The 20454-nt window shown below is 67.8% G+C and carries 16 protein-coding genes; 6 read left to right on the top strand and 10 right to left on the bottom strand.

The features are described 5' to 3' along the window. The first annotated feature begins 60 nt into the window (after positions 1-60). Positions 61-2994 carry an ATP-binding protein gene (locus FBZ89_RS04355; protein ID WP_145748788.1) on the top strand — a complete coding sequence of 978 codons (2934 nt, stop codon included), beginning with the start codon at positions 61-63 and terminating at the stop codon, positions 2992-2994. 18 nt (positions 2995-3012) lie between these two features. Here the strand turns inward: FBZ89_RS04355 and FBZ89_RS04350 are convergent, their stop codons facing one another. The 8 genes from FBZ89_RS04350 to FBZ89_RS04315 form a co-directional block, all read right to left on the bottom strand. Then, the gene (locus FBZ89_RS04350) at positions 3013-3777 is read right to left on the bottom strand and encodes an SDR family NAD(P)-dependent oxidoreductase (RefSeq protein ID WP_145748787.1); all 765 of its coding nucleotides are present in this window, start codon (positions 3775-3777) and stop codon (positions 3013-3015) included. Between the two features lie 64 nt (positions 3778-3841). Next, complete coding sequence (locus FBZ89_RS04345; RefSeq protein ID WP_145748786.1) at positions 3842-4399, bottom strand: response regulator transcription factor; 558 nt, start codon at positions 4397-4399, stop codon at positions 3842-3844. After that, a complete protein-coding gene (locus FBZ89_RS04340) occupies positions 4386-5699 on the bottom strand; it encodes an ATP-binding protein (RefSeq protein WP_145748785.1) in 1314 nt (437 codons plus the stop codon). The genes FBZ89_RS04345 and FBZ89_RS04340 overlap by 14 nt, the downstream gene beginning before the upstream one ends. Before the next feature lie 205 nt (positions 5700-5904). After that, positions 5905-6288 carry a cytochrome o ubiquinol oxidase subunit IV gene (cyoD, locus tag FBZ89_RS04335; RefSeq protein ID WP_145748784.1) on the bottom strand — a complete coding sequence of 128 codons (384 nt, stop codon included), beginning with the start codon at positions 6286-6288 and terminating at the stop codon, positions 5905-5907. After that, the gene (gene cyoC, locus FBZ89_RS04330) at positions 6288-6926 is read right to left on the bottom strand and encodes a cytochrome o ubiquinol oxidase subunit III (RefSeq protein WP_145748783.1); all 639 of its coding nucleotides are present in this window, start codon (positions 6924-6926) and stop codon (positions 6288-6290) included. The genes cyoD and cyoC overlap by 1 nt, the downstream gene beginning before the upstream one ends. Positions 6927-6930: 4 nt before the next feature. Next, entirely contained in the window at positions 6931-8910 is a 1980-nt protein-coding gene (cyoB, locus tag FBZ89_RS04325) for a cytochrome o ubiquinol oxidase subunit I (protein WP_145748782.1), read from the bottom strand. Between the two features lie 3 nt (positions 8911-8913). Next, complete coding sequence (gene cyoA / locus FBZ89_RS04320; RefSeq protein WP_211115097.1) at positions 8914-9810, bottom strand: ubiquinol oxidase subunit II; 897 nt, start codon at positions 9808-9810, stop codon at positions 8914-8916. Between the two features lie 652 nt (positions 9811-10462). Beyond that, complete coding sequence (locus FBZ89_RS04315; RefSeq protein WP_145748780.1) at positions 10463-11230, bottom strand: FadR/GntR family transcriptional regulator; 768 nt, start codon at positions 11228-11230, stop codon at positions 10463-10465. Positions 11231-11525: 295 nt separating this feature from the next. Between FBZ89_RS04315 and FBZ89_RS04310 the strand changes: the two genes are divergently transcribed. From FBZ89_RS04310 to FBZ89_RS04295, 4 genes are read left to right on the top strand one after another with little or no spacing between them, the layout of a single operon-like run. Then, positions 11526-12329: an SDR family oxidoreductase gene (locus tag FBZ89_RS04310; protein ID WP_145748779.1), complete on the top strand. Its 804-nt coding sequence runs from the start codon at positions 11526-11528 to the stop codon at positions 12327-12329. Between the two features lie 24 nt (positions 12330-12353). Beyond that, the gene (locus tag FBZ89_RS04305) at positions 12354-14186 is read left to right on the top strand and encodes an acyl-CoA dehydrogenase (protein ID WP_145748778.1); all 1833 of its coding nucleotides are present in this window, start codon (positions 12354-12356) and stop codon (positions 14184-14186) included. A gap of 31 nt (positions 14187-14217) precedes the next feature. Next, on the top strand, positions 14218-15396 hold the full coding sequence (gene bktB / locus FBZ89_RS04300) for a beta-ketothiolase BktB (protein WP_145748777.1): 1179 nt from the start codon (positions 14218-14220) through the stop codon (positions 15394-15396). A 31-nt stretch (positions 15397-15427) separates the two neighbouring features. After that, positions 15428-17524: a 3-hydroxyacyl-CoA dehydrogenase NAD-binding domain-containing protein gene (locus FBZ89_RS04295; RefSeq protein ID WP_145748776.1), complete on the top strand. Its 2097-nt coding sequence runs from the start codon at positions 15428-15430 to the stop codon at positions 17522-17524. 7 nt (positions 17525-17531) lie between these two features. Here the strand turns inward: FBZ89_RS04295 and FBZ89_RS04290 are convergent, their stop codons facing one another. Beyond that, complete coding sequence (locus FBZ89_RS04290; protein ID WP_145748775.1) at positions 17532-17714, bottom strand: hypothetical protein; 183 nt, start codon at positions 17712-17714, stop codon at positions 17532-17534. 343 nt (positions 17715-18057) lie between these two features. On the opposite strand from FBZ89_RS04290, the gene FBZ89_RS04285 reads away from it, so the two are divergent. Further along, a complete protein-coding gene (locus tag FBZ89_RS04285) occupies positions 18058-18531 on the top strand; it encodes a hypothetical protein (protein ID WP_145748774.1) in 474 nt (157 codons plus the stop codon). Between the two features lie 54 nt (positions 18532-18585). On the opposite strand, the gene FBZ89_RS04280 is transcribed toward FBZ89_RS04285, so the two are convergent. Next, complete coding sequence (locus FBZ89_RS04280) at positions 18586-20193, bottom strand: porin (RefSeq protein ID WP_246172033.1); 1608 nt, start codon at positions 20191-20193, stop codon at positions 18586-18588. Positions 20194-20454 lie beyond the last annotated feature (261 nt).

Below are 20454 nucleotides of genomic sequence, written 5' to 3'. Positions count from 1 at the left end.
GTTGCCTTTATTAACCAACTTTGTTCGGATTGGCCCCGCAGCCCACTCCCGGCTTGGTCCATGCCTGAACAAGCAACGACAACACCGTCGGCAGAAACCGTCTACCGGTTCGGCCCATACAGCCTTTATCCGGCCCGCCGGCTGCTGACGGCGGGGCAGCCCATCGATTTGCGCGGCCGCGCCCTGGATCTGCTGTTGGCGCTGGTGGAACGGGCGGGGGCGGTGCTGGGTCGGGCGGAACTGGAAAGCCGCGTCTGGCCGGGCCTGCATGTGGGGGAAAACAATCTGCGCGTCCAGATGGCGAATCTGCGCCGCGCCCTGGGCCAGGATGGCGACGACGGCCCCTATGTCGGCACGGTGCCGGGTCAGGGCTACCGCTTTGTCGCCCACGTGTTGAAAGAGGGCGCGGGCAGGGCTGCGCCGTCGGCCCCGGCCTTCGCCGCCTTCGCCCTCTCGCGGCAGCTTGCTCGGCCGCTGGGCCGGGATGACACCATAACCATGCTGGCGGGGCGTCTTGGCCGGCAGCGTCTGCTGACCGTCGCCGGGGCCGGCGGCATGGGCAAGACGACGGTGGCCTTGGCCGTGGCGGCGGCCGTGGCCGGGCGATACCCCGACGGCGTGGCCCTGGTGGACCTTTCCACCGTGGGGGAGGGCGGTCTGGTGCCGGCCACCGTGGCCGCCCGCCTGGCGCCCCATATCCAAGCCGCCAACCCGGTTCCGGCCCTCCTGGCCTTCCTGAAGCCCCGGCGCATGCTGTTGGTACTGGACAGTTGCGAGCCGGTGATCGCGGCGGTCGCGGCGCTGGCCGACACCCTGTTGGCCGGCGCGTCCGGTCTCGACATCCTGGCCACCAGTCGGGAACCGTTGGGGCTGGCGCGGGAGCAGGTCCACCGCCTGGCGCCACTGGCGGTGCCCATCCGGGCCGAAGGTTTGGGCGCCCGCCAGGCGCTCGCGCATTCCGCGGTGCAACTGTTCGCGGCGCGAATGGCGGCGTCCGGCGGCACGCTGACCGACGCCGAGGCACCGGCGGCTGCGGAGATATGCCAGCGTCTGGACGGCATTCCCCTAGGCTTGGAACTCGCGGCGGGTCAGGTGGCCGCCTATGGCATCGCCGGTGTGGCACGCCGGCTGGACGACCGCCTAGGCTTGTTGGTGCGCGGGCGCCGCACGGCCCCGCCGCGCCATCAAACCCTGCGGGCGGCCTTCGATTGGAGCTATGCCCTGCTATCCGGCGCGCAGCGGGCGGCGCTGAACCGGCTGTCGGTGTTCGTCGGTGGCTTTGACACGGCAGCCGCTGTGGCGGTCGTGCCTCCGGCCGACATGGACGGCGAGGGCACCAGCGGGCACGTCGTCGACGATTTGGTGGCCAAGTCCCTGGTGTTGGCCGACCGCCGGGGGGCGGAGGTGCGCTATCGCCTGTTGGACACCGTGCGCGCCTACGCGCGGGAATGGCTGGAGGCCAGCGGCCTGGGGGCGGAGACACGGGCGGCCCATGCCGCCCATTACCTGCGCCGGTTCCAGGCGATCCTGCCGGCATGGTCGGCCCGTCCGGCTGATGAGATGCTGCCCCGCCACGGGGCCGAGTTGGATAATATCCGGGAGGCCCTGGATTGGTTCTTCGGGGAAGCCGGCGATGGTGGGATCGGCATGGGCCGCGCCCTTGTTCTGGCGGTGGCGCCGTTATGGAAGTGCCAATCCCTGTGGGCGGAATGCCAGCGCTGGACGGCTCGGGCGCTGGCTGCCCCGCAGCCCTTCGCCGATGACCGGCAAAGCCTCGACCTGCATGTGCTGCAGGCCACGGCGATCACCGTGACGGGTGCCGAGCCGCCGCCGCAAGCGATACGAATGTGGACGGCGGTCCTGGCCGCCGCCGCCGCGCTGGGCGACCAGCATGCCCGGCAGCAGGCCCAGGTGGGACTCTATTCCATCCATTTTGATCAGGGGAATGTGCGCCAGGCGCTGGACTTGGCCGCGGCCATGCGGATTGAGGCGATAAGCGGTGGCGACCGGTTCGCGCTGGCGGCGGCGGAGCGCATGGTAGGTGCCGCGTTTCACGTGCTGGGGAACCAGATGGCCGCCCGGCACCATACGGAGGCGGCGCTGGACCTGGCGGAAGGCGGGCCGGCCACGGGGCAGCGCATCCGTTTCCAGTTGGACCAGCAAATCGCGGCGCGCAGCACCTTGGCGGGCATGCTCTGGTTGCAGGGGAACGTGCGCCAGGGGATGGAGCAGTTGCGCCGTTGCATGGAGCAGGCGGCGGCGATGGACCATGCCTATACTTCTTGTCTGGTGCTGGGGCAGTCGGCCTGCCCTTTGGCCATGCTGACGGGCGACTGGGAAGCGGCGCGGCGACACAACGACCAACTGCTGACGCTGGCGGACCGGCATGGCCTGATGATTTGGCAGCCCTGGGCGCGGTGCCTGGACTTGATCCTGCGCTTGAAATTCGCCGGAGACGGGGTAGCGCCCCCCATGCTGGATGAGTTGCGCGTCCGGATGGCCGCCCTGGGGGACCTGTCTCACCCCCGCTACGGCGTCCTGGTGCGGGAGGCGGCCTTGGCCTTGGCCCGGGCCGGCGATCTGGCCGGCGGGCTGGCGATGGTCGAAGCCGCGCTGTCCCGCGCCCAGGCCAACCAGGAAGGTTGGGCCCAGCCGGAACTGATGCGTCTGCGCGGCGAGATGCTGGTGCGCCTTGGCGAGGGGGAGGCGGCAGAGGCCCTTTATCGCCAAGCCCTGGCCATGGCGGATGGTCAAGGAACCTTGTCCTGGCAGCTGCGGCTGGGGATCAGCCTGGCCCGGCTGCAGATCCGTCAGGGGCTGGCCACCGACGCGGCGGACTTGCTGGCAGGCTTCTCCAGTCGGTTCGACGCCGGGCCAACGACGGCGGAATTGGATATCGCGGGTGCTTTACTGGGCCATTTACGCGGGCGCGCGGCGCCGGACGCCGTGCTGGACGGGCCGGCGGGGCCCGCCGGCGGTGCGCTGGCGGTCTGAACATCCCCCCGATGCCGGTCAATCCGTAATCAGTGTACCGCCATCCACCACCAGGTTGTGGCCGGTGACGAAGGCGCCGGCGGCTGAAGCCAAATAGACGGCGGTACCGGCGACTTCGCGCGGCGTGCCCATGCGCCGCAGGGGCGTCTGGGCCATACGCCTCTCGAAACGGGCCGGGTCGGCCTTGAACACCGCCGACAGGTCGGTATCGATCAGGCCGGGGGAGATGGCGTTAACCCGCACATTGCCGGGGCCGTACTCCACCGCCATGTTGCGCGCCATCTGCGCCAGGGCCGCCTTGGTCATGGAATAGACGCCCAGGCTACGGTTGCCGCGCAGGCCGGACAGGCTGGACATCAGGATGACGGCGCCGTCGCCCCGCGCCGCCATGGCCGGGACGACGTGGTTGCACAGCCGGAAGACGCTGCGCAGGTTGATGGCCATGACGCGGTCGTAGGCGGTGTCCGGCGTTGTGGCGCTGGGGCCGTGGTGCAGGTTCAGGCCGGCGTTGCAGACCAGGATGTCCACGCCGCCCAGGTGGTTTTCCACGGCGGCCGCCAGGTTGTCCAAGGCGTCGTCGTCACTGACGTCGCAGGGAATGGCCAGGGCGCTCAACCCCTGGGCTCCGAACGCCGCCGCCACCTGGGCGCAATCGTCCGGCACTTCGCTGGAGATGACCACCGTCGCGCCGGCGCGGGCCATTTCCAGGGCGATGGCGTGGCCCAGGCCCCGTGTCGATCCGGTGATGAGCGCCCGCTTGCCCGCCAGGCTGAACAGATCCATGACACCTCCCCGCTTTTTAGCGGGGCCTATTTCCAACCGAGCAAAGTTGTGCCGTCAACTGCTATCAACTTACACGCTGCTTGGCCAGCTTGCGAGCCAGGGTGCGGCGGTGCATGCCCAGGCGCCGGGCCGCTTCCGAGACGTTGAAGCCGGTGTCGGCCAGGGTTTCGTGGATGCGTTCCCACTCCAGCGTCTTGATGGAGGTGGCGCGGGTGGTCAGGCTGACGCCGCTGTCGCCCTCGGCGCGGCCGAAGGCGGCCTCGATGTCGTCGGTGTTGGACGGTTTGGCCAGGTAGTGACAGGCCCCCAGCTTGATCGCCTCCACCGCCGTGGCGATGCTGGCGAAGCCGGTCAACACCACGATCTTCATCTCCGGATCATGGGCGTGCAGGATCTTCACGCATTCCAGGCCGGAGGCGCCAGCCAGCTTCAAATCCACCACGGCGAAGTCGGGGGCCTCATTGGTCAGCAGGTCGGGCAGGGCCTCCGCCCGGTCGCAGCTCACCACATGATACCCCCGCCGCTCGAACGACCGTTTCAGCGCCCGGCCGAAGGAGGGGTCGTCCTCCACGATCAGCAGGACGGGGGCGTCCTCATCGGCAATAAGGTTATCGTCCGTCATCGGCATCCTCGATCACCAGCGACTCGATGGGCAAACGCAGCTCCACGGTGGCGCCGCCGGCGGGGTTGTTGTCGGCGGTTACCCGCCCCCCCAGTTTGCGCGCCACGTTCACAGTAAGGAAGAGGCCCAGGCCGCGACCAGGTTTGTTCTTGGTGGACTGGTATGGCTTGCCGAAACGGGCCAGGATGTCTGGCGCGAATCCCGGCCCCCGGTCCTGCACGGTGACGGTCAGCAGGCCGTCATGGCAGGCGACATCGATGCCCACCCAGGCGGGACTGGCCTCCAACGCGTTGTCGAAGACGTTGAATAGGCTCTGCTTGATGGCGGTGTCGGACACGATGGCCACATCGTCGGTGATGTGGTTGGTGTAGTCGATGGCGCGGTCGGCGTGGGCTCGGCGCCAGTCCGCCACCACGGCGTCCAGAAAGCGCACCAGGGTTGTGCGCTCCGCCCCTTCGCCCCGCGCCTCGCCTGCCGTCAGCAGGATGCGGGACACGATCTCCTTGCAGCGGGCCAGCGCCGCCTGCATCTCCGCCACATCATCCAGCAGTTCGGCGTCCCGTTCATTGGCGGGCATGTGCTGCCAGTCGTTCAGGATGACGGACAGGGTGGCCAGCGGCGTGCCCAGCTCATGCGCGGCACCCGAGGCCAGCAGCCCCATGCGCACGATGTGGTCCTCCTCCACCGACTTCTGCCGCAGATCGGACAGGCGCGCGTCCCGCTGGCGCAGGTTGCCGTTGATGCGGGTGACGAAGCTGACCGCCAGCACGGACGCCAGCAGAAAGCAGATGAAGGTGCCGGCCAGGTACAGGTCGAACACCCGGGGCCAGGCGCCCCCGGCCGAGGCCAGCCCCTGGGAGAACAGGGCGATGTCGCGGTGGTAGGCCGTCAAGCCGACGAAGCAGGCGCTGGTCAGCCCCACCAGGGTCCAGGTCAGGGCCGGCTGCAGCAGCACGGCCCCCAGGATGACCTGCAGCAGGAACAGGGAGACGAAGGGGTTGGTGGCGCCGCCACTGAGGTACAGCTGAACCGTCAGGGCGGCCACGTCCAGCAGCAGGCCCAGGAACAGTTCGCCGTTGGCGATGTGCGGGCTGGTGCGGCTGCGGTACAGGCTGACCAGGTTCAGCAGGACCAGGAACAGGACCACACCGGCCATGGGAATGACGGGCAGTTCGATATCGAACCAGGCCTGGGCCATGGCGATGGTCGCCACCTGACCGCCGACCGCCAGCCATCGCAGGGTGACAAGAAGCAGCAGGTTCTTCTTGTTGGTCGTGTCCTGGATCGAAATCTCTTCCATCCTGTCCCTAGTCCCTCCCGGCGACGGATGTCTTTTCCGGTAGGACTAGCGGTTCAACGGGGGGCCGGCAATGACGAAGGCGACCACGGGGCCATCCCGCCGCGGGGGCCGGGGTGGTCTCGTGGTCGCCCTGACGGTGGTCAACAGCGCGGTTTTATAAGGAAGCGTTCCCGGGGGCGGTGTGACCACCCCCGGGAAAGACGCCTTACTCCATGGGCATGGCGCCCGGCATCATGTTGGCGTTCAGGTGCAGCATGACCCACCAGGAACCGACCACCAGGATGGCGACGATCAGCAGCGTGAACAGGAAGGCGGCCATGTTCCAGGACCGGGCCGACGAGCTGTTCATGTGCAGGAAATAGACCAGGTGCACGATGATCTGGACGATGCCCAGGCCGAAGCACACCGGGATGGCGGTCCCGGCCGGCAGGGCGCCGGACATGACCAGGCCGAAGGGGATGGCGGTCAGGATGACCGACAGGACGAAGCCGACGATGTAGGACTTCACGCTGCCGTGAGCGCCTTCGTTGTGGTGGGCGCCATGGTGGCCATGATCATGGCCGTGGGCGGTGGTGTGTGCGGTAGCCATCACGCGGCCACTCCCGACAGGTAGACGATGGTGAACACGCCGATCCAGACGATGTCCAGGAAGTGCCAGAACAGGCTGAGGCAGGTCAGGCGGACGATGTTGGCGTGCGTCAGGCCGCGGCGCAGCACGTGGGCGATCAGCGTCACCATCCAGACCATGCCGGACAGGACGTGCAGCCCGTGGGTGCCGACCAGGGTGAAGAACGACGACAGGAAAGCCGACCGGTCCGGGCCCGCACCCTCGCCGATCAGCTCGGCGAACTCATGCAGTTCCATGAACATGAAGCCCAGGCCCAGCAGCAGGGTGACACCCAGCCACCGCAGGGTGGCCGACTGCTTCTGCTTCTCGGCGGCGATCATGGCCATGCCGTAGGTGAAGCTGGACACCAGCAGGAAGGCGGTTTCACCGGCCACGTAGGGCAGGCTGAACAGCTCCTTGGCGTCCGGCCCGCCGGCCGTCTGTCCGCGCAGCACCGCGAACGCCGCGAACACGGCGGCGAACAGGATGCAGTCGCTCATCAGGTAGATCCAGAACCCCAGCGTGGTCTTGGATCCGTCATCGTGGTGGTGCTCGTCATGAGCCTCCACCCCGTGCAGGAGGGCGGCGTCGGCGGCCGCGACGGAATGTGCGTTGCTCATCGTCTTAGACCTGCGACGTCAGTTGCTTGAAGTATTTGCCCTCGGTCTCGGCCACCGTCTCGGAGGGGACGTAGTAGTCCCGGTTCTCGTTGAAGGTGTGGCCGATGCCCACCGCCACGGCGGCGGCGAACGCGGCGACCGCCAGCCACCAGATGTGCCAGATCAGCGCGAAGCCCAGGACGGCGATGAAGCCGCCGAGGATGACGCCCGTGCCCGTGTTGTGGGGCATGTGGATCTTGCCGTAGGCGGGCAGGGGCTGCAGGCCGGCGCCGGTGGTCTGCTTCTGCTCCCAGAAGGCGTCGCGGCTGGTGACGACCGGGTCGACGGCGAAGTTGTAGAACGCCGGCGGGGACGAGGTGGCCCACTCCAGCGTGCGGCCGTTCCACGGGTCGCCGGTCAGGTCGCGCAGGGCCTTGCGGTTCAGCACGCTGACCAGGATCTGCAGGACGAAGGCGCCGATGCCGCAGGCGATGACCGCCGCACCCAGGGCCGCGACCAGCAGGTAGTTGTGCCAGACGACGTTGTCGACATGGTTCATGCGGCGGGTCATGCCCATCAGGCCCAGGGCGTACAGGGGCATGAAGGCCAGGTAGAAGCCGACCAGCCAGCACCAGAACGACACCTTGCCCAGGGTCTCGTTCAGCTTGAAGCCGAAGGCCTTGGGGAACCAGTAGGTGAAGCCGGCTAGGTAGCCGAACAGCACGCCGCCGATGATGACGTTGTGGAAGTGGGCGATCAGGAACAGGCTGTTGTGCAGGACGAAGTCGGCGGCGGGCACCGCCATCAGGACGCCGGTCATGCCGCCGATGACGAAGGTGACCATGAAGCCCAGGGTCCACAGCACCGGAACGGTGAACTGCACCCGGCCGCGGTACATGGTGAACAGCCAGTTGAAGATCTTGGCGCCGGTGGGGATGGAGATGATCATCGTGGAAATGCCGAAGAAGGCATTCACGTTGGCGCCGGCGCCCATGGTGAAGAAGTGGTGCAGCCACACGATGAACGACAGCACGGTGATGCAGACCGTGGCGTAGACCATCGAGGTGTAGCCGAACAGCTTCTTGGACGAGAAGGTGGAGATGACTTCGGAGAAGATGCCGAAGGCCGGCAGGACCAGGATGTACACCTCAGGATGGCCCCAGGCCCAGATGAGGTTCACGTACATCATGGCGTTGCCGCCACCGTCGTTGGTGAAGAAGTGCATGCCCAGGTAACGGTCCAGCGACAGCATCGCCAGCGTGGCCGTCAGGATGGGGAAGGCCGCCACGATCAGCATGTTGGAGCAGAGCGTGGTCCAGGTGAAAATCGGCATGCGCATCAGCGTCATGCCCGGGGCCCGCATCTTCAGGATGGTCGTGATCATGTTCACGCCCGCCAGCAGGGTGCCGACGCCCGAGATCTGCAGGGCCCATAGGTAGTAATCGACGCCGACGCCCGGGCTGTACTGCAGCTCCGACAGGGGCGGGTAGGCCAGCCAGCCGGTGCGGGCGAACTCACCCACCGCCAGCGAGATGTTGATCAGCAGCGCGCCCGAGGCCGTCAGCCAGAAGCTGAGGTTGTTCAGGTAGGGGAAGGCCACGTCGCGGGCGCCGATCTGCAGCGGCACGACGATGTTCATCAGGCCGACCATGAAGGGCATCGCCATGAAGAAGATCATGATGACGCCGTGGGCGGTGAAGATCTGGTCGAAATGCTCGGGCGGCAGCGGGCCGGCGGCGCCGGTGGAGGCCATCGCCTGCTGGGTGCGCATCATCACGGCGTCGGCGAAGCCACGCAGCAGCATGACCAGCGCCAGGATGATGTACATGATGCCGATGTTCTTGTGGTCGACCGAGGTCAGCCACTTGGACCACAGCGGGCCCCACAGGCGGAAGAAGGTGATGCCCGCGAACAGGGCGGCGCCACCCAGGACCATCATCGCCACGGCGCCCATGATGATGGGCTCGTGGTAGGGAATGGCCTCGAGAGTCAGTTTACCGAACATGGATTAACCCCTCGGCTTGGCGGGATTGCACAGCTGGAGGTCGCCGCCGGCCACTTCCTTGGCCATCGCCAGGCTGACCGCCGCGTCCATGCACGTGGAACCGTCCGAGCACTTGTTGAGAATGTCGTGGTAGAGCGTGGGCTCGACCTCGGCGTAGTAGGAGACCGGGTCCTTCTCGCTGGGCTTGGCGAGGTCCCGGTACTTGGCCATCGTCAGCTTGCCCTCGCCGGCGCGCGCCTTTTCCACCCACTGGGCGAAGGCGTCGTCGGTCATGGCGTGGGCCACGAAATGCATGTCGGAGAAGCCGCCGCCGCTGTAGTTGGCGGACAGGCCGTCGAAGTCGCCGGCGGCGTCGGCCAGCAGGCTCAGCTTCGTCTCCATGCCGGGCATGGTGTAGATCTGGCTGCCCAGGCGCGGGATGAAGAAGGAGTTCATCACCGTGGCCGAGGTCAGCTTGAAGTGGACCGGGGTGCCGGCGGGGAAGGCCAGCTCGTTCACCGAGGCGATGTTCAGCTCGGGGTAGATGAACAGCCACTTCCAGTCCATCGAGACGACTTCGACCTCGACGGCCTTCTTGTCGGCGACCAGCTCACGGCTGGGCTCCAGGGTGTGCGAGGACACCCAGGTGACGTAGGCCAGCACGGCGATGATGACGCAGGGGATGCCCCACACCGCCAGCTCGATCTTGGATGAGTGGTCCCAGTCCGGCTTGAAGGTCGCCGCCTTGTTCGAGGCGCGGTAGCGCCAGGCGAACAGGAAGATCATGGCGATGACGGGGACAACGACGATGAGCATCAGGCACGTGGCCAGGATGATGATCGACTTTTCCTCGGCACCGATGGGGCCCGCCGGATCCAGCAGGGCCATGTCGCAGCCGTTGAGGAAGGGCGCAGCGGCCATAAGTGCCGCCAGGGATTTTGTGCGGCCGCGAAGGCTCCGCAAAATTCTAAGGGTCGCAGTCATTCTGTCCACGTAAAGCCGTGATTGATCGTCAACTCATGATTCTAATTTTTGGGCGCTTAGCCATTGGCGCGCTTGGATTGTGGTGTTGGCTTCTCAATGCCGGCCCTCGCCGGCCCGCACGAAAAGGAACACCACCCGCCGCATCGCGTGAGGTTTCGCACTGCAAAAGAACTAGACCTCCGCCGCGTCATTTATCGAGTTCATTGTGTAGGGGGGATTGGACAATTGGTCCAAGGGCGGGCACCCCGCCGGTCCGCGTACGCGCGGGCGCGTCGAGCCGTATATGGATCTAGTGCGCTGAAATGAATGGGATATTTCCCGTGCGCCGGGCGAATTGTCCGGGCGGGCGCATGGTTGCCATCCTGTGACATGCGTATGGCGTAGGCCAGCCGTGCCCCGGGTTCAACCGCCATTCGTGGTTAAAAAGGCGCGCGCGCATCCGTTCCATCCGAAACGGTCGTCCGATTCGGAATCTGTCAGCACCACCAACGGTTTATGGTTATCGACCTATTAAGGTCCGGCACTGCGGTTGTGTTCGCAATTGCTGCGTGCGCGAAGCGGGAAAATGTCTCGCCTCGCGGTGGTGGTTTCAACGTCGCGGCGGGGGTGCGGCGGGCGGCGCCGCGGTGGGGTCCAGGGCCTGGTCCAGATCCAGGCCGGCGGTGTCGTAACCGCGGCGGAAATCCACCATGTGCTTGCGCATCCATTCCCGCGCCACCGCCGCGTCGCCGTCGGCCAGGGCCTCGACGATGCGGCGGTGGGCTTCCACCAGGCGGCGGGGGCCCACCGCCGACGTCTTGGGATGGCGGAACAGCCGTTCCAGGGCGGGATAGAACAGCTGGGTCACCGGCTCGCGCGCCAGCAGCAGGGCGCGGTTGCCCGCCGCCTCCGCCACCAGGATATGAAAGGCGACGTCCAGCGGGATGATGGAGGCGCCGGCGGCGATGGCCTCCTCCGTCGCCTCCACGTTGGCGCGCAGCTGCGCCAGGCGGTCGGCGTCGATGCGGCCGGCGGCGTGGGCGGCGGCGCTGGGTTCCAAATCCATGGACACCTCCCACAGTTCGCGGAAGGTGACGCGCTGCATCACCATGGCGCGGGACAGGCGGGGCGCCAGGTCGCCGTAGTGGGGTTCGGCGACATAAAGACGCCGCCCGGCCTCCCGCCGCACCAGGCCGCTCTGCTCCAGGATGCGGATGCCCTCGCGCACGGTGTGGCGGGTGACGCCGAACTGGTCGGCCAGTTCCGTCTCCGTCGGCAGGATGTCCCCGGCGTTCAGCCTGCCGGCCAGGATCTCCCGCTCTATGGTGTCGCTGACCACCTTATAGGTGGGCAGAATGGCCAGCCGTGCGAACGCCATGCGCCGAATGCCCCTTTGCCCGCCGTGCCGGATTGGCCCGACACTGGTCCCGTGCGGGTGATGAAACCCCAGGCGGCAGTTCACTGCGGCCCGTCCTTGTGAAAGCCCCTCTAGCACAAGCCGCCGCGTGCCGGAATTGATCTTGTGTTTTCAGGGCGATATTTCAATTGTCCAACAAACGAACAATGGCATACAGTGCCCCGCGCGGCAACCACCCCGTAGGGGTCGGGCCGCGGGTAAATACCGGCCCCGGCAACGCATCCGGGATGCCGAACGACAGGAGGAAACGCCCATCATGTCTTCGCTTGCCGCCCCCAAGACGGATGCCTTGCATCGCCTGTTCGACCTGTCCGGCCAGGTGGCCTTGATCACCGGCGGATCGCGCGGGCTGGGCCTGCAGATCGCGGAGGCGTTGGGCGAGTTCGGCGCCCATCCCGTGCTGGTGGCCCGCAAGGCGGAAGAGCTGGAGGCCGCCGTGGCCCACCTGGCCGGCCAGGGCATCACCGCCACCGCCATTCCCGCCGACCTCAGCCGGCAGGAGGCCATGGCCCCGCTGGTGGAGAAGGTGATGGCCGACCTGGGCCGCATCGACGTGCTGGTGAACAACGCCGGCACCACCTGGGGTGCCCCGGCGCAGGACCACACGCCGGAACAGTGGGCCAAGGTGGTGGACCTGAACCTCAACGCCGTGTTCTTCCTGACCCAGGCCGTGGCGCGGGCTGCCATGCTGCCCTTGAAGCGGGGGCGCATCGTCAACGTCGCCTCCATCGCCGGATTGCAGGGCCACAACCCGCGTATGATGGGCACGGTGGCCTACGGCACCACCAAGGGCGCCCTGGTCAACATGACCCGCGTGCTGGCGGCGGAGTGGGGGCCCTATGGCATCACGGTCAACGCCCTGGCGCCGGGCTTCTTCCCGTCCAAGATGACGCGCGGCACCCTGGCCAAGCATGAGGCCGACCTGGTGGCCGGCACCCCTCTCGGTAAGCTGGGCAACGACCAGGACCTGAAGGGCGCCGCCCTGCTGCTGGCCACGGCCGCCGGCGGCCACATCACCGGCCAGATTCTGGCCGTGGATGGCGGCGTCAGCGTCATCTGATCCCCGGCAGGAAGGACCCACCCCATGACCACGCCCCCGGTGCGCGCCCGTGACCTCGGCTTCCTGCTGCATGACTGGCTGGACCTTAGGGGCCTGCTGGCCTACCCGCACTTCCAGGATCACAGCGTGGAAACCGTGGATGCCATGCTGGAGATCGCGGGCCGGGTGGCGGCGGACACCTTCCTGACCCACTACAAGGCGGCCGACAGCCAGGAGCCGCACCTGGTGGACGGGCAGGTGCGCATCCTGCCCGCCATCCACCAGGCGCTGGCCGCCTTCGCGGAGGTCGGCATGTTCGCCGCCCCCTTCGATGCCGAGGTCGGCGGCCTGCAGCTGCCGCAGCTGGCCTACAGCGCCGCCATGGCGCAGTTCATGGCCGCCAACGTGGCGACATCGGCCTATCCCATGCTGACCACCGGCAACGCCAAGCTGCTGGTGCGCTACGCCAACGAGGCGCTGGTCAAGGCCTGCGCCCTGCCGGAGATCGAGGGCCGCTACTTCGGCACCATGTGCCTGTCGGAACCCCAGGCCGGGTCCTCGCTGGCCGACATCGCCACCCGCGCCGTGCCCGACGGCGACGACGGGCTGGGTGCCCGCTACCGCCTGTTCGGCAACAAGATGTGGATATCGGGTGGTGACCAGGACGCCAGCGAGAACATCATCCACCTGGTCCTGGCCAAGGTGCCGGGGCCGGATGGCAAGCTGATCCCCGGCACCCAGGGCATCAGCCTGTTCGTCGTGCCCAAGGTCCTGGTCCCGGGCTCGGACCACGCTGGCCAGCGCAACGACGTGGTGGTGGCTGGCCTGAACCATAAGATGGGCTATCGCGGCACCGCCAACTGCCTGCTGAACTTCGGCGAGGGCGCGCACCACCGGCCGGGCGGCCAGGCCGGGGCCGTGGGCTATCGCGTCGGCGGGGTGGGGCAGGGGCTGCCCATCATGTTCCAGATGATGAACAGCGCCCGCATTTCCGTCGGCCTGGGGGCGGCCATGCTGGGCTATCGCGGCTACCGCCTGGCGGTGGACTACGCCCGCGACCGCCGCCAAGGTCGCCCGATAGGCAGCAGAGGCGGGCCGCCCGTCGCCATCATCGACCACCCCGACGTGCGCCGCCTGCTGCTGGCGCAGAAAGCCTATGCCGAGGGCGCGCTGGCCCTGGTGCTGTATTGCGCCCGGCTGGTGGATGAGGAGCTGCACGGCCCCGCTGAAGGACGGGATGAGGCGGCCGGCCTGCTGGGCCTGCTGACCCCCGTCGCCAAGACCTGGCCCTCGGAATGGGCCCTGGCCGCCAACGACCTGGCCATCCAGGTGCATGGCGGCTACGGCTACACCCGCGATTTCGATGTGGAGCAGCTGTACCGCGATAACCGCCTGAACCCCATCCATGAGGGCACCACGGGCGTGCAGGGCTTGGACCTGATGGGGCGCAAGACCCTGAAGGATGACGGCGCCTCCCTGGCCACGCTGCGGCACCGGGTGATCGCGACGGTGGAGCGGGCGCGGCGTCTGCCGGCCCTGGCCGACTTCGCCCATGTGCTGGACGTCACCTGGGCCCGCATCGGCGCCCTGGTGGGCCACCTGAAGGCCGCCGGCGACGATGTCGCCAGCCTGGCCCAGGCGACATCCTTCCTGTCGGCCTTCGGCCATGCCGTGGTGGCCTGGCAGTGGCTGGACCAGGCGGTGGTGGCGGGCAGCCTGGCTGCCACCGATGACCCGGACGAGGCGGCATTCCGCGCCGGCAAACTGGCCGCCTGCCGCTACTTCTTCGAGACCGAGGTGCCCCGTGTCGATGTCTGGCTGGGCATCGTCGGCCGGCGCAGCGACCTGACCCAGACCTTCGACCCCGCCGGCTTCTGAGCCGTGCCTTCATGAGACAAGGAATGACAACATGACCGAGGTGTTCATCGTTTCCGGTGTGCGCACCGCCATCGGCGATTTCGGCGGATCCTTGAAGGATGTGGGGCCCGGTGAATTGGCCACCAGGGTGGCCCGCGCCGCGCTGGACCGCGCCGGCGTGGCCAGCGACGCCGTGGGCCATGTCGTCTTCGGCCAGGTCATCCCAACCGAACCGCGCGACGCCTATCTGGCCCGCGTGGCCGGCATCGGCGCCGGGTTGCCGGTGGAGGTGCCAGCCCTGACCGTGAACCGCCTCTGCGGGTCCGGCCTGCAGGCGGTGGTGTCGGCGGCGCAATCCATCCTGCTGGGTGACTGCGACGTGGCGGTGGCCGGCGGGGCGGAGAACATGAGCCGCGCCCCCTACCTGCTGCCTGATGCCCGGTGGGGCAGCAAGATGGGCGACGCCCGGATGGTCGACTATCTCAACGGCGCCCTGTCCGATCCCTTCGACCGCAATCTGATGGGCGTGACGGCGGAAAACGTGGCCCAGCGCTATGGCATCAGCCGCGATGACCAGGACGCGCTGGCCCTGGAAAGCCACCGCCGCGCCGCCCGCGCCCAGGCCGAGGGGCGCTTCACTGAACAGATCCTGCCGATCGAGATCACGGTGAAGCGCCAGGCCGTGCAGTTCGCCACGGATGAGCATGTGCGCCCCGACCTGGCGCCGGGCGACTTGGCCAAGCTGCGCACCGTGTTCAAGAAAGACGGCACCGTCACCGCCGGCAACGCCTCGGGCATCAACGATGGCGCCGCCGCCGTCGTGCTGGCCTCGGGCGAGGCGGTGAAGCGCTTGGGCCTGACGCCGCTGGCCCGCCTGATGGGCTATGCCCACGCCGGGGTGGACCCGGCCTACATGGGCATCGGGCCCATTCCGGCGACGCGCAAGCTGCTGGCCCGCATCGGCCTGTCGGTCCAGGATCTGGCCGTCATCGAATCCAATGAGGCCTTCGCGGCGCAGGCCTGCGCCGTGGCGCGGGAACTGGACTTCGACCCCGACCGGGTGAACCCTAACGGCAGCGGCATTTCCCTGGGCCACCCCGTGGGCGCCACCGGCGCCATCAACCTGGTGAAGGCGGTCTATGAGCTGCGTCGAGTGGGCGGCGGGCGTGCGCTGGTCACCATGTGCATCGGCGGCGGGCAGGGTATCGCCGCCCTTGTCGAGTCCGTCTGAGCCCAATCCCCGCCAAGAAGGAGCGCGTCCCATGCCGGTGCACATCGATATCCGCGACGGCGTCGCCGTCCTGACCCTGAACCGCCCCCCGGTCAACAGCTTCGACCTGGCCCTGCGCCGCGATCTGCGCGCCGCCCTGGCGATGGTCATGACCCGGCCGGACGTGGAGGCCGTGGTGCTGACCGGCGGCACGCGCCACTTCTCGGCCGGGGCGGACATCGAGGAATTCGCCGCCGGCACGCGGGGCGGGGCCACGGCCGTGCCCACGCTGCCCGATGTGATCATCGACCTGGACCAGGCGGCCAAGCCGGTGGTGGCCGCCATCGCCGGCACCTGCCTGGGCGGCGGGCTGGAGGTGGCGCTGGGCTGCCACCACCGCGTGGTCGCCGCCAATGCCACCTTGGGCCTGCCGGAGGTGAAGCTGGGCATCCTGCCGGGGGCCGGCGGCACCCAGCGCCTGCCCCGCGCCATTGGGGTGAAGGCGGCCCTGGACATGATCTTGTCCGGCACGCCGGTGAACGCCGCCACGGCGGCCAAGCTGGGCCTGGCCACCTTGTCCACCGGTGATCTGATCGAGGACGCGGTGTCCGTGGCCAGGCAGGCGGCGCGCGACGGCGCCAAGCCGCGCCTGTCCCTGCAACGGGCGGCGTTGCCGGCGGACGCCGGCGCCGACTGGTTCCAGCGCCAGATTGATGGGCTGAAGCGCCCCCTGCCGGCGCCCCTGGCCTGCATCGAGGCGGTGCGGGCGGCGGTGGAGCTGCCCTTTAACCAGGGTCTGCAGAAGGAATTCAACCTGTTCCGCGAGCTGGTGGTGACGCCGGAATCCAAGGCGCTGCAATACGCCTTCTTCGCCGAGCGCCGTGCCGCCCGCATCGACGGGCTGAGCCCCGACGTGCAGCCCCGGGCCATCGAGCGCGTGGCGGTCATCGGTGCCGGCACCATGGGGGCGGGCATCGCCACCGTGGCCGTCAACGCCGGGCTGGAGGTCATCCTGCTGGACCGGGATGAGGCCGGGGTGCGGAAGGGTGTCGCCGGCATCACCAAGGGCTACGACGCCGCGGTGGCTAAGGGCCGGCTGGATGAGGCGGAGCGCGACCGCCGCCTGGGCCGCCTGCACACCGCCACGGATCTGGCCGCCTGCGCCGCCGTCGATTTGGTGATCGAGGCCGCGTTCGAGGATATGGGCGTGAAGCAGGACATCTTCCGCACGCTCGACAAGGTCTGCGGGCCGGACGCCATCCTGGCCAGCAACACCTCCACCCTGGACCTGGATGCTATCGCCGCCATCACCTGCCGGCCGGAGAAGGTGGTGGGGCTGCACTTCTTCAGCCCGGCGCCGGTGATGCGCCTGCTGGAGGTGGTGCGGGGGGCCGAGACCGCGCCCGAGGTGCTGGCCACGGCCATGGCGCTGTCGCGCAAGCTGGGCAAGGTCGGCGTCGTCGCCGGTGTCTGCAACGGCTTCATCGGCAACCGCATGGTCGAGGAATACCTGCGCCAGGCCTACTTCCTGGTGGACGAAGGCGTGCTGCCCTGGCAGGTGGACGGCGCCCTGGAACGCTGGGGCATGGCCATGGGCCCCTTCGCCATGATGGATCTGGCGGGCAACGACATCGGCCGGGCCATCCGCGCCGGCCGCAAGGCGCTGGGCGATGAACGCCCCTATTCCACCTTCCCCGACAAGATTTGCGCGCTTGGCCGGTTCGGGCAGAAGACGGGCAAGGGCTATTACCAGTACGATCCGGCCACCCGGGCGCGGGAAACGGACCCGGAGGTCGATGCCCTGGCCCAGGCCCATGCCAAGGAAGTCGCCCAGGAATTCGGCCTCAGCCCCCGTGTCGTCGGGGATGAGGAGATCGTGGCCCGTTGCCTGCTGGCGCTGGCCAACGAGGGGGCGGCCCTGCTGGGCGAGGGCATCGCCCAGCGCGCGTCGGACATCGATGTCGTCTATCTCAACGGCTATGGCTTCCCGGCCCACAAGGGCGGGCCGATGTTCCACGCCGACGGCCTGGGGCTGGAGAACGTGCTGCGCCTGATGGAGGGCTTCTTGGACGGCTACCAGGGCCAGTTCTGGAAACCGGCGCCCCTGCTGTGGGAAAAGGCCAGCGCCGGCGGCCGCCTGACCGCCTGAGCCGGGGTTAGGAGGGCGTGCCAGAAGGCCCGCCGTCGGCGGGCGTTCCGTCCTCGGCTTCATCCTGGGCCAGGTGCCGGTCCAGGGTCTGCTTCAGGGCCAGCAGCATGGACCAGCCCAGCTGGCCCTGGGACAGGTTGTAGGCGCTCATTATTCCGGACAGGCCGCCCAATATCACAGTGCTTTCCATGGTGCCGGGCACCTCGCGTTGATGCAGGTCGTGGACCGGTTCTCGCTGGGTGATACGGCGGGAATAGGGCGACCCGTCGCCGTCCAAAGGCCTGGCCGCTGCGACAGGCGCGGGCTGAGCCTTCGTCAATTATCTATATATTTCAAATGATTATGCTGGATGCTGGCGTATTGGCCTATCGGTCATGCATCTTTGGGGTGCGCGGTTTTGGCGCGGGGCGTGCCGTGGACACGCCGCTGCCGCGCCCCATTTCGGCTCCAATCCGCCGCGACCGTGGGCGGACGAAAGGACGGACGGGCCCGGTTGGGGGTAACCGCCGCCTGGAAGGAAGGAGCAAACCATCATGAAGCATGTCAAAGTCTTGGGTGCCGCCCTGGTTCTGATGGCCGCGTCGGCCTGCGCCACCGCACCCCATCCGGCGCACGCGCAGCCGGCCCACCCCGCCTATCTGCACGCCCTGTCGGACCTGCGCATGGCCCGCGCCCTGCTGGATCGCCCGGCGGAATACAACGTGGTGCGTGACCAGTTCGCCGCCATCGACCATGTGAACGGTGCCATCGGCGAAATCCGCCACGCCAGCTATGACGATGGCAGGGACCCCAACTGGAACCCGCCCATCGACACCAACATCAACCACCGGGGCCGTCTCACCAAGGCGCTGGACCTGATCGCCACCGCCGAGCATGACTTGCGATCCGAGGAAGACAACCCCTATGCCGCGGGTTGGCGCAATGCCGCCTTCCATCATCTGGAAGAGGCGCGGCACGCGGTGGAGCATGCCATCAACGATAAGCGCATCGATGAGGATCGGTACTGATGAGGCGGCGTGCGGGCGGCGGCTTCCGCCGCCCGCTTCAGCATGGGACAGGTCCTAGAAATTGAACCGGACACCCGTGGTGGGAGAGATGTTGTCGGTGTGCAGATAGCCCGCCGCCATGCCGCCCGCGACTTCCGAGTACATGACGCCCAGATAGGCGTCGAAGCGGCGGGCGAAGCGATAATCCGCCACCAGGGAATAGGCATTGAGCGTGCCGGAACAGGTGGCGGCGCTGGCGTCGGCGCAGCTTTTGGCCCCGAAGCTGTTCTGGTCGTAGTGGTAGAATCCTGCCGACAAGTCCACCTTGGGCGTGACGGCGTAGCGCGCGCCCGCCCAGGTGATCTGGATGATCTTGTCGTGGACGAAGGCACTGTTGTTCACGAAAGCCAGGGTATACCCGCCGATGTCGGTCGAGCCGGCGCGCAAGGGGACCGAGGGATTGGCGAAGTCGATGTACTCGTACCCGGCGAACAGCTTCCACTGCGGATCCAGCGTGTACGAGCCCATCAGCGCGTACGAGGTGTTGTCGGAAATAGTGGCCGCCAAGGAGTTGCCGGGGTTGTAGCCCAGCGCCGTCGCCTGCGTCATCTGTGCCGCGGTCAGGTTGCCGGCCGACACCATGTCCTGCTTCTGCGCGTAGGTTGCATCGAACGACAGGCCGCCGATATCGGCGCCCGCGTCCAGTTGCAGAGCATTGCCATGCATGCCGCCATTGTCCTCGCCGAACTGGTACAGGGCACCGACCCGCAGGGGGCCGAACTGGTTCGTGTACTTGACGGCGTTGTCGAGGCGGAAATCCTCCGTGCTGCCCCCACCGCCCGTCAGGCCGGAGAAGCCGATGACGGAAAAGGCGTAGGAGGCCTGCAACGGATCATAAGCGAAGATGTTGTCGGCCAGCAGTGTGTTCTGGCGGCCGACGGTGACGGTGCCCCACTCTCGAGAACTGATCCCTACATAGGCGGCACGGTTGAACGCCTGGCCGGCGTGGCTGGAATCGCCGTTCGCCGTCTGCTTGGTCAGCGCCAGGCCATTGTTGGCGGCCATGGAACGCGGTCCATCGGCCAACTGGCCCGACTGGGGATTGAAGCCCGTCTCCACCTTGAACAGGGCTGACCATCCGTCGGCGAATTCCTCCGACCCGCGCAGGCCGACCTTGGATTGGCTGAGCCCGTTGGGAGCCAGTGAGGCGATGCCCTTGTTGCCGTTCTTGCTGACCAGATAGTCCAGCCCCGGCGGGTAGTACGGACTGAGCGGCGCGCCGTGCGACTGGTAGGAGAAGCCCATGTCGACGGTGCCGTAGAGGGTGATGCCGTAGAAGGTCAGGCTGCCGTCCTTGGGCAACTGAGGATGGGCGGCTGCGTCCGCCACCTTCTGCGCTGCTTGCGCCGCTGACTGGGCGGCCTGGGCCTGTTGGGCCGCCTGTGCCGCCGTCTGGGTGCTGGCGGCTGTCTGGCCTGCCGTCTGGGTCTGCTGCGCCTCCAGCGTGTTCAGCCGGTCCTGCATCGCCTGCATGGCCTTGGCCTGGGCCGCCATCTGGGCCTGGGCCTCCTGCATCTGCTGGCGCAGCTTGCGCAGTTCGTCGGCGTCGCTGGCGCGGGCCGTGGCCGGCGCCAAGGCCAGCAGGGCGCAGACGGCGGTCATGGCCCAGAGGCCCCCGGTCATGGGCGTCACGCGCCCGCGGGGGCCCCGGCATGCCGACGTGGAGCCATGGTTCGTCATCAAGGTCACGAGAGTCCCTCCCACATTTGATGGTTTTTCTTGTTCGCGGCATCGAAATGCCGCGCCCGGCAGCCGCTTCCGGGCCGACAGGGTGCATTTCCCAAAGACTAAAGCTTGAGAAATTGGGGTCGTTTCTCTAGCGTATGTCGATCCGACCTTTCCGGCGCCGGTCACAATCAATATCGCTAATCATTCGATTAGAGG

Source organism: Nitrospirillum amazonense, from assembly GCF_007828045.1.
Lineage (GTDB): Bacteria > Pseudomonadota > Alphaproteobacteria > Azospirillales > Azospirillaceae > Nitrospirillum > Nitrospirillum amazonense_C.
Note: the sequence above shows the minus strand (reverse complement) of the source record. Positions and strands in the feature narration are given on the sequence as shown.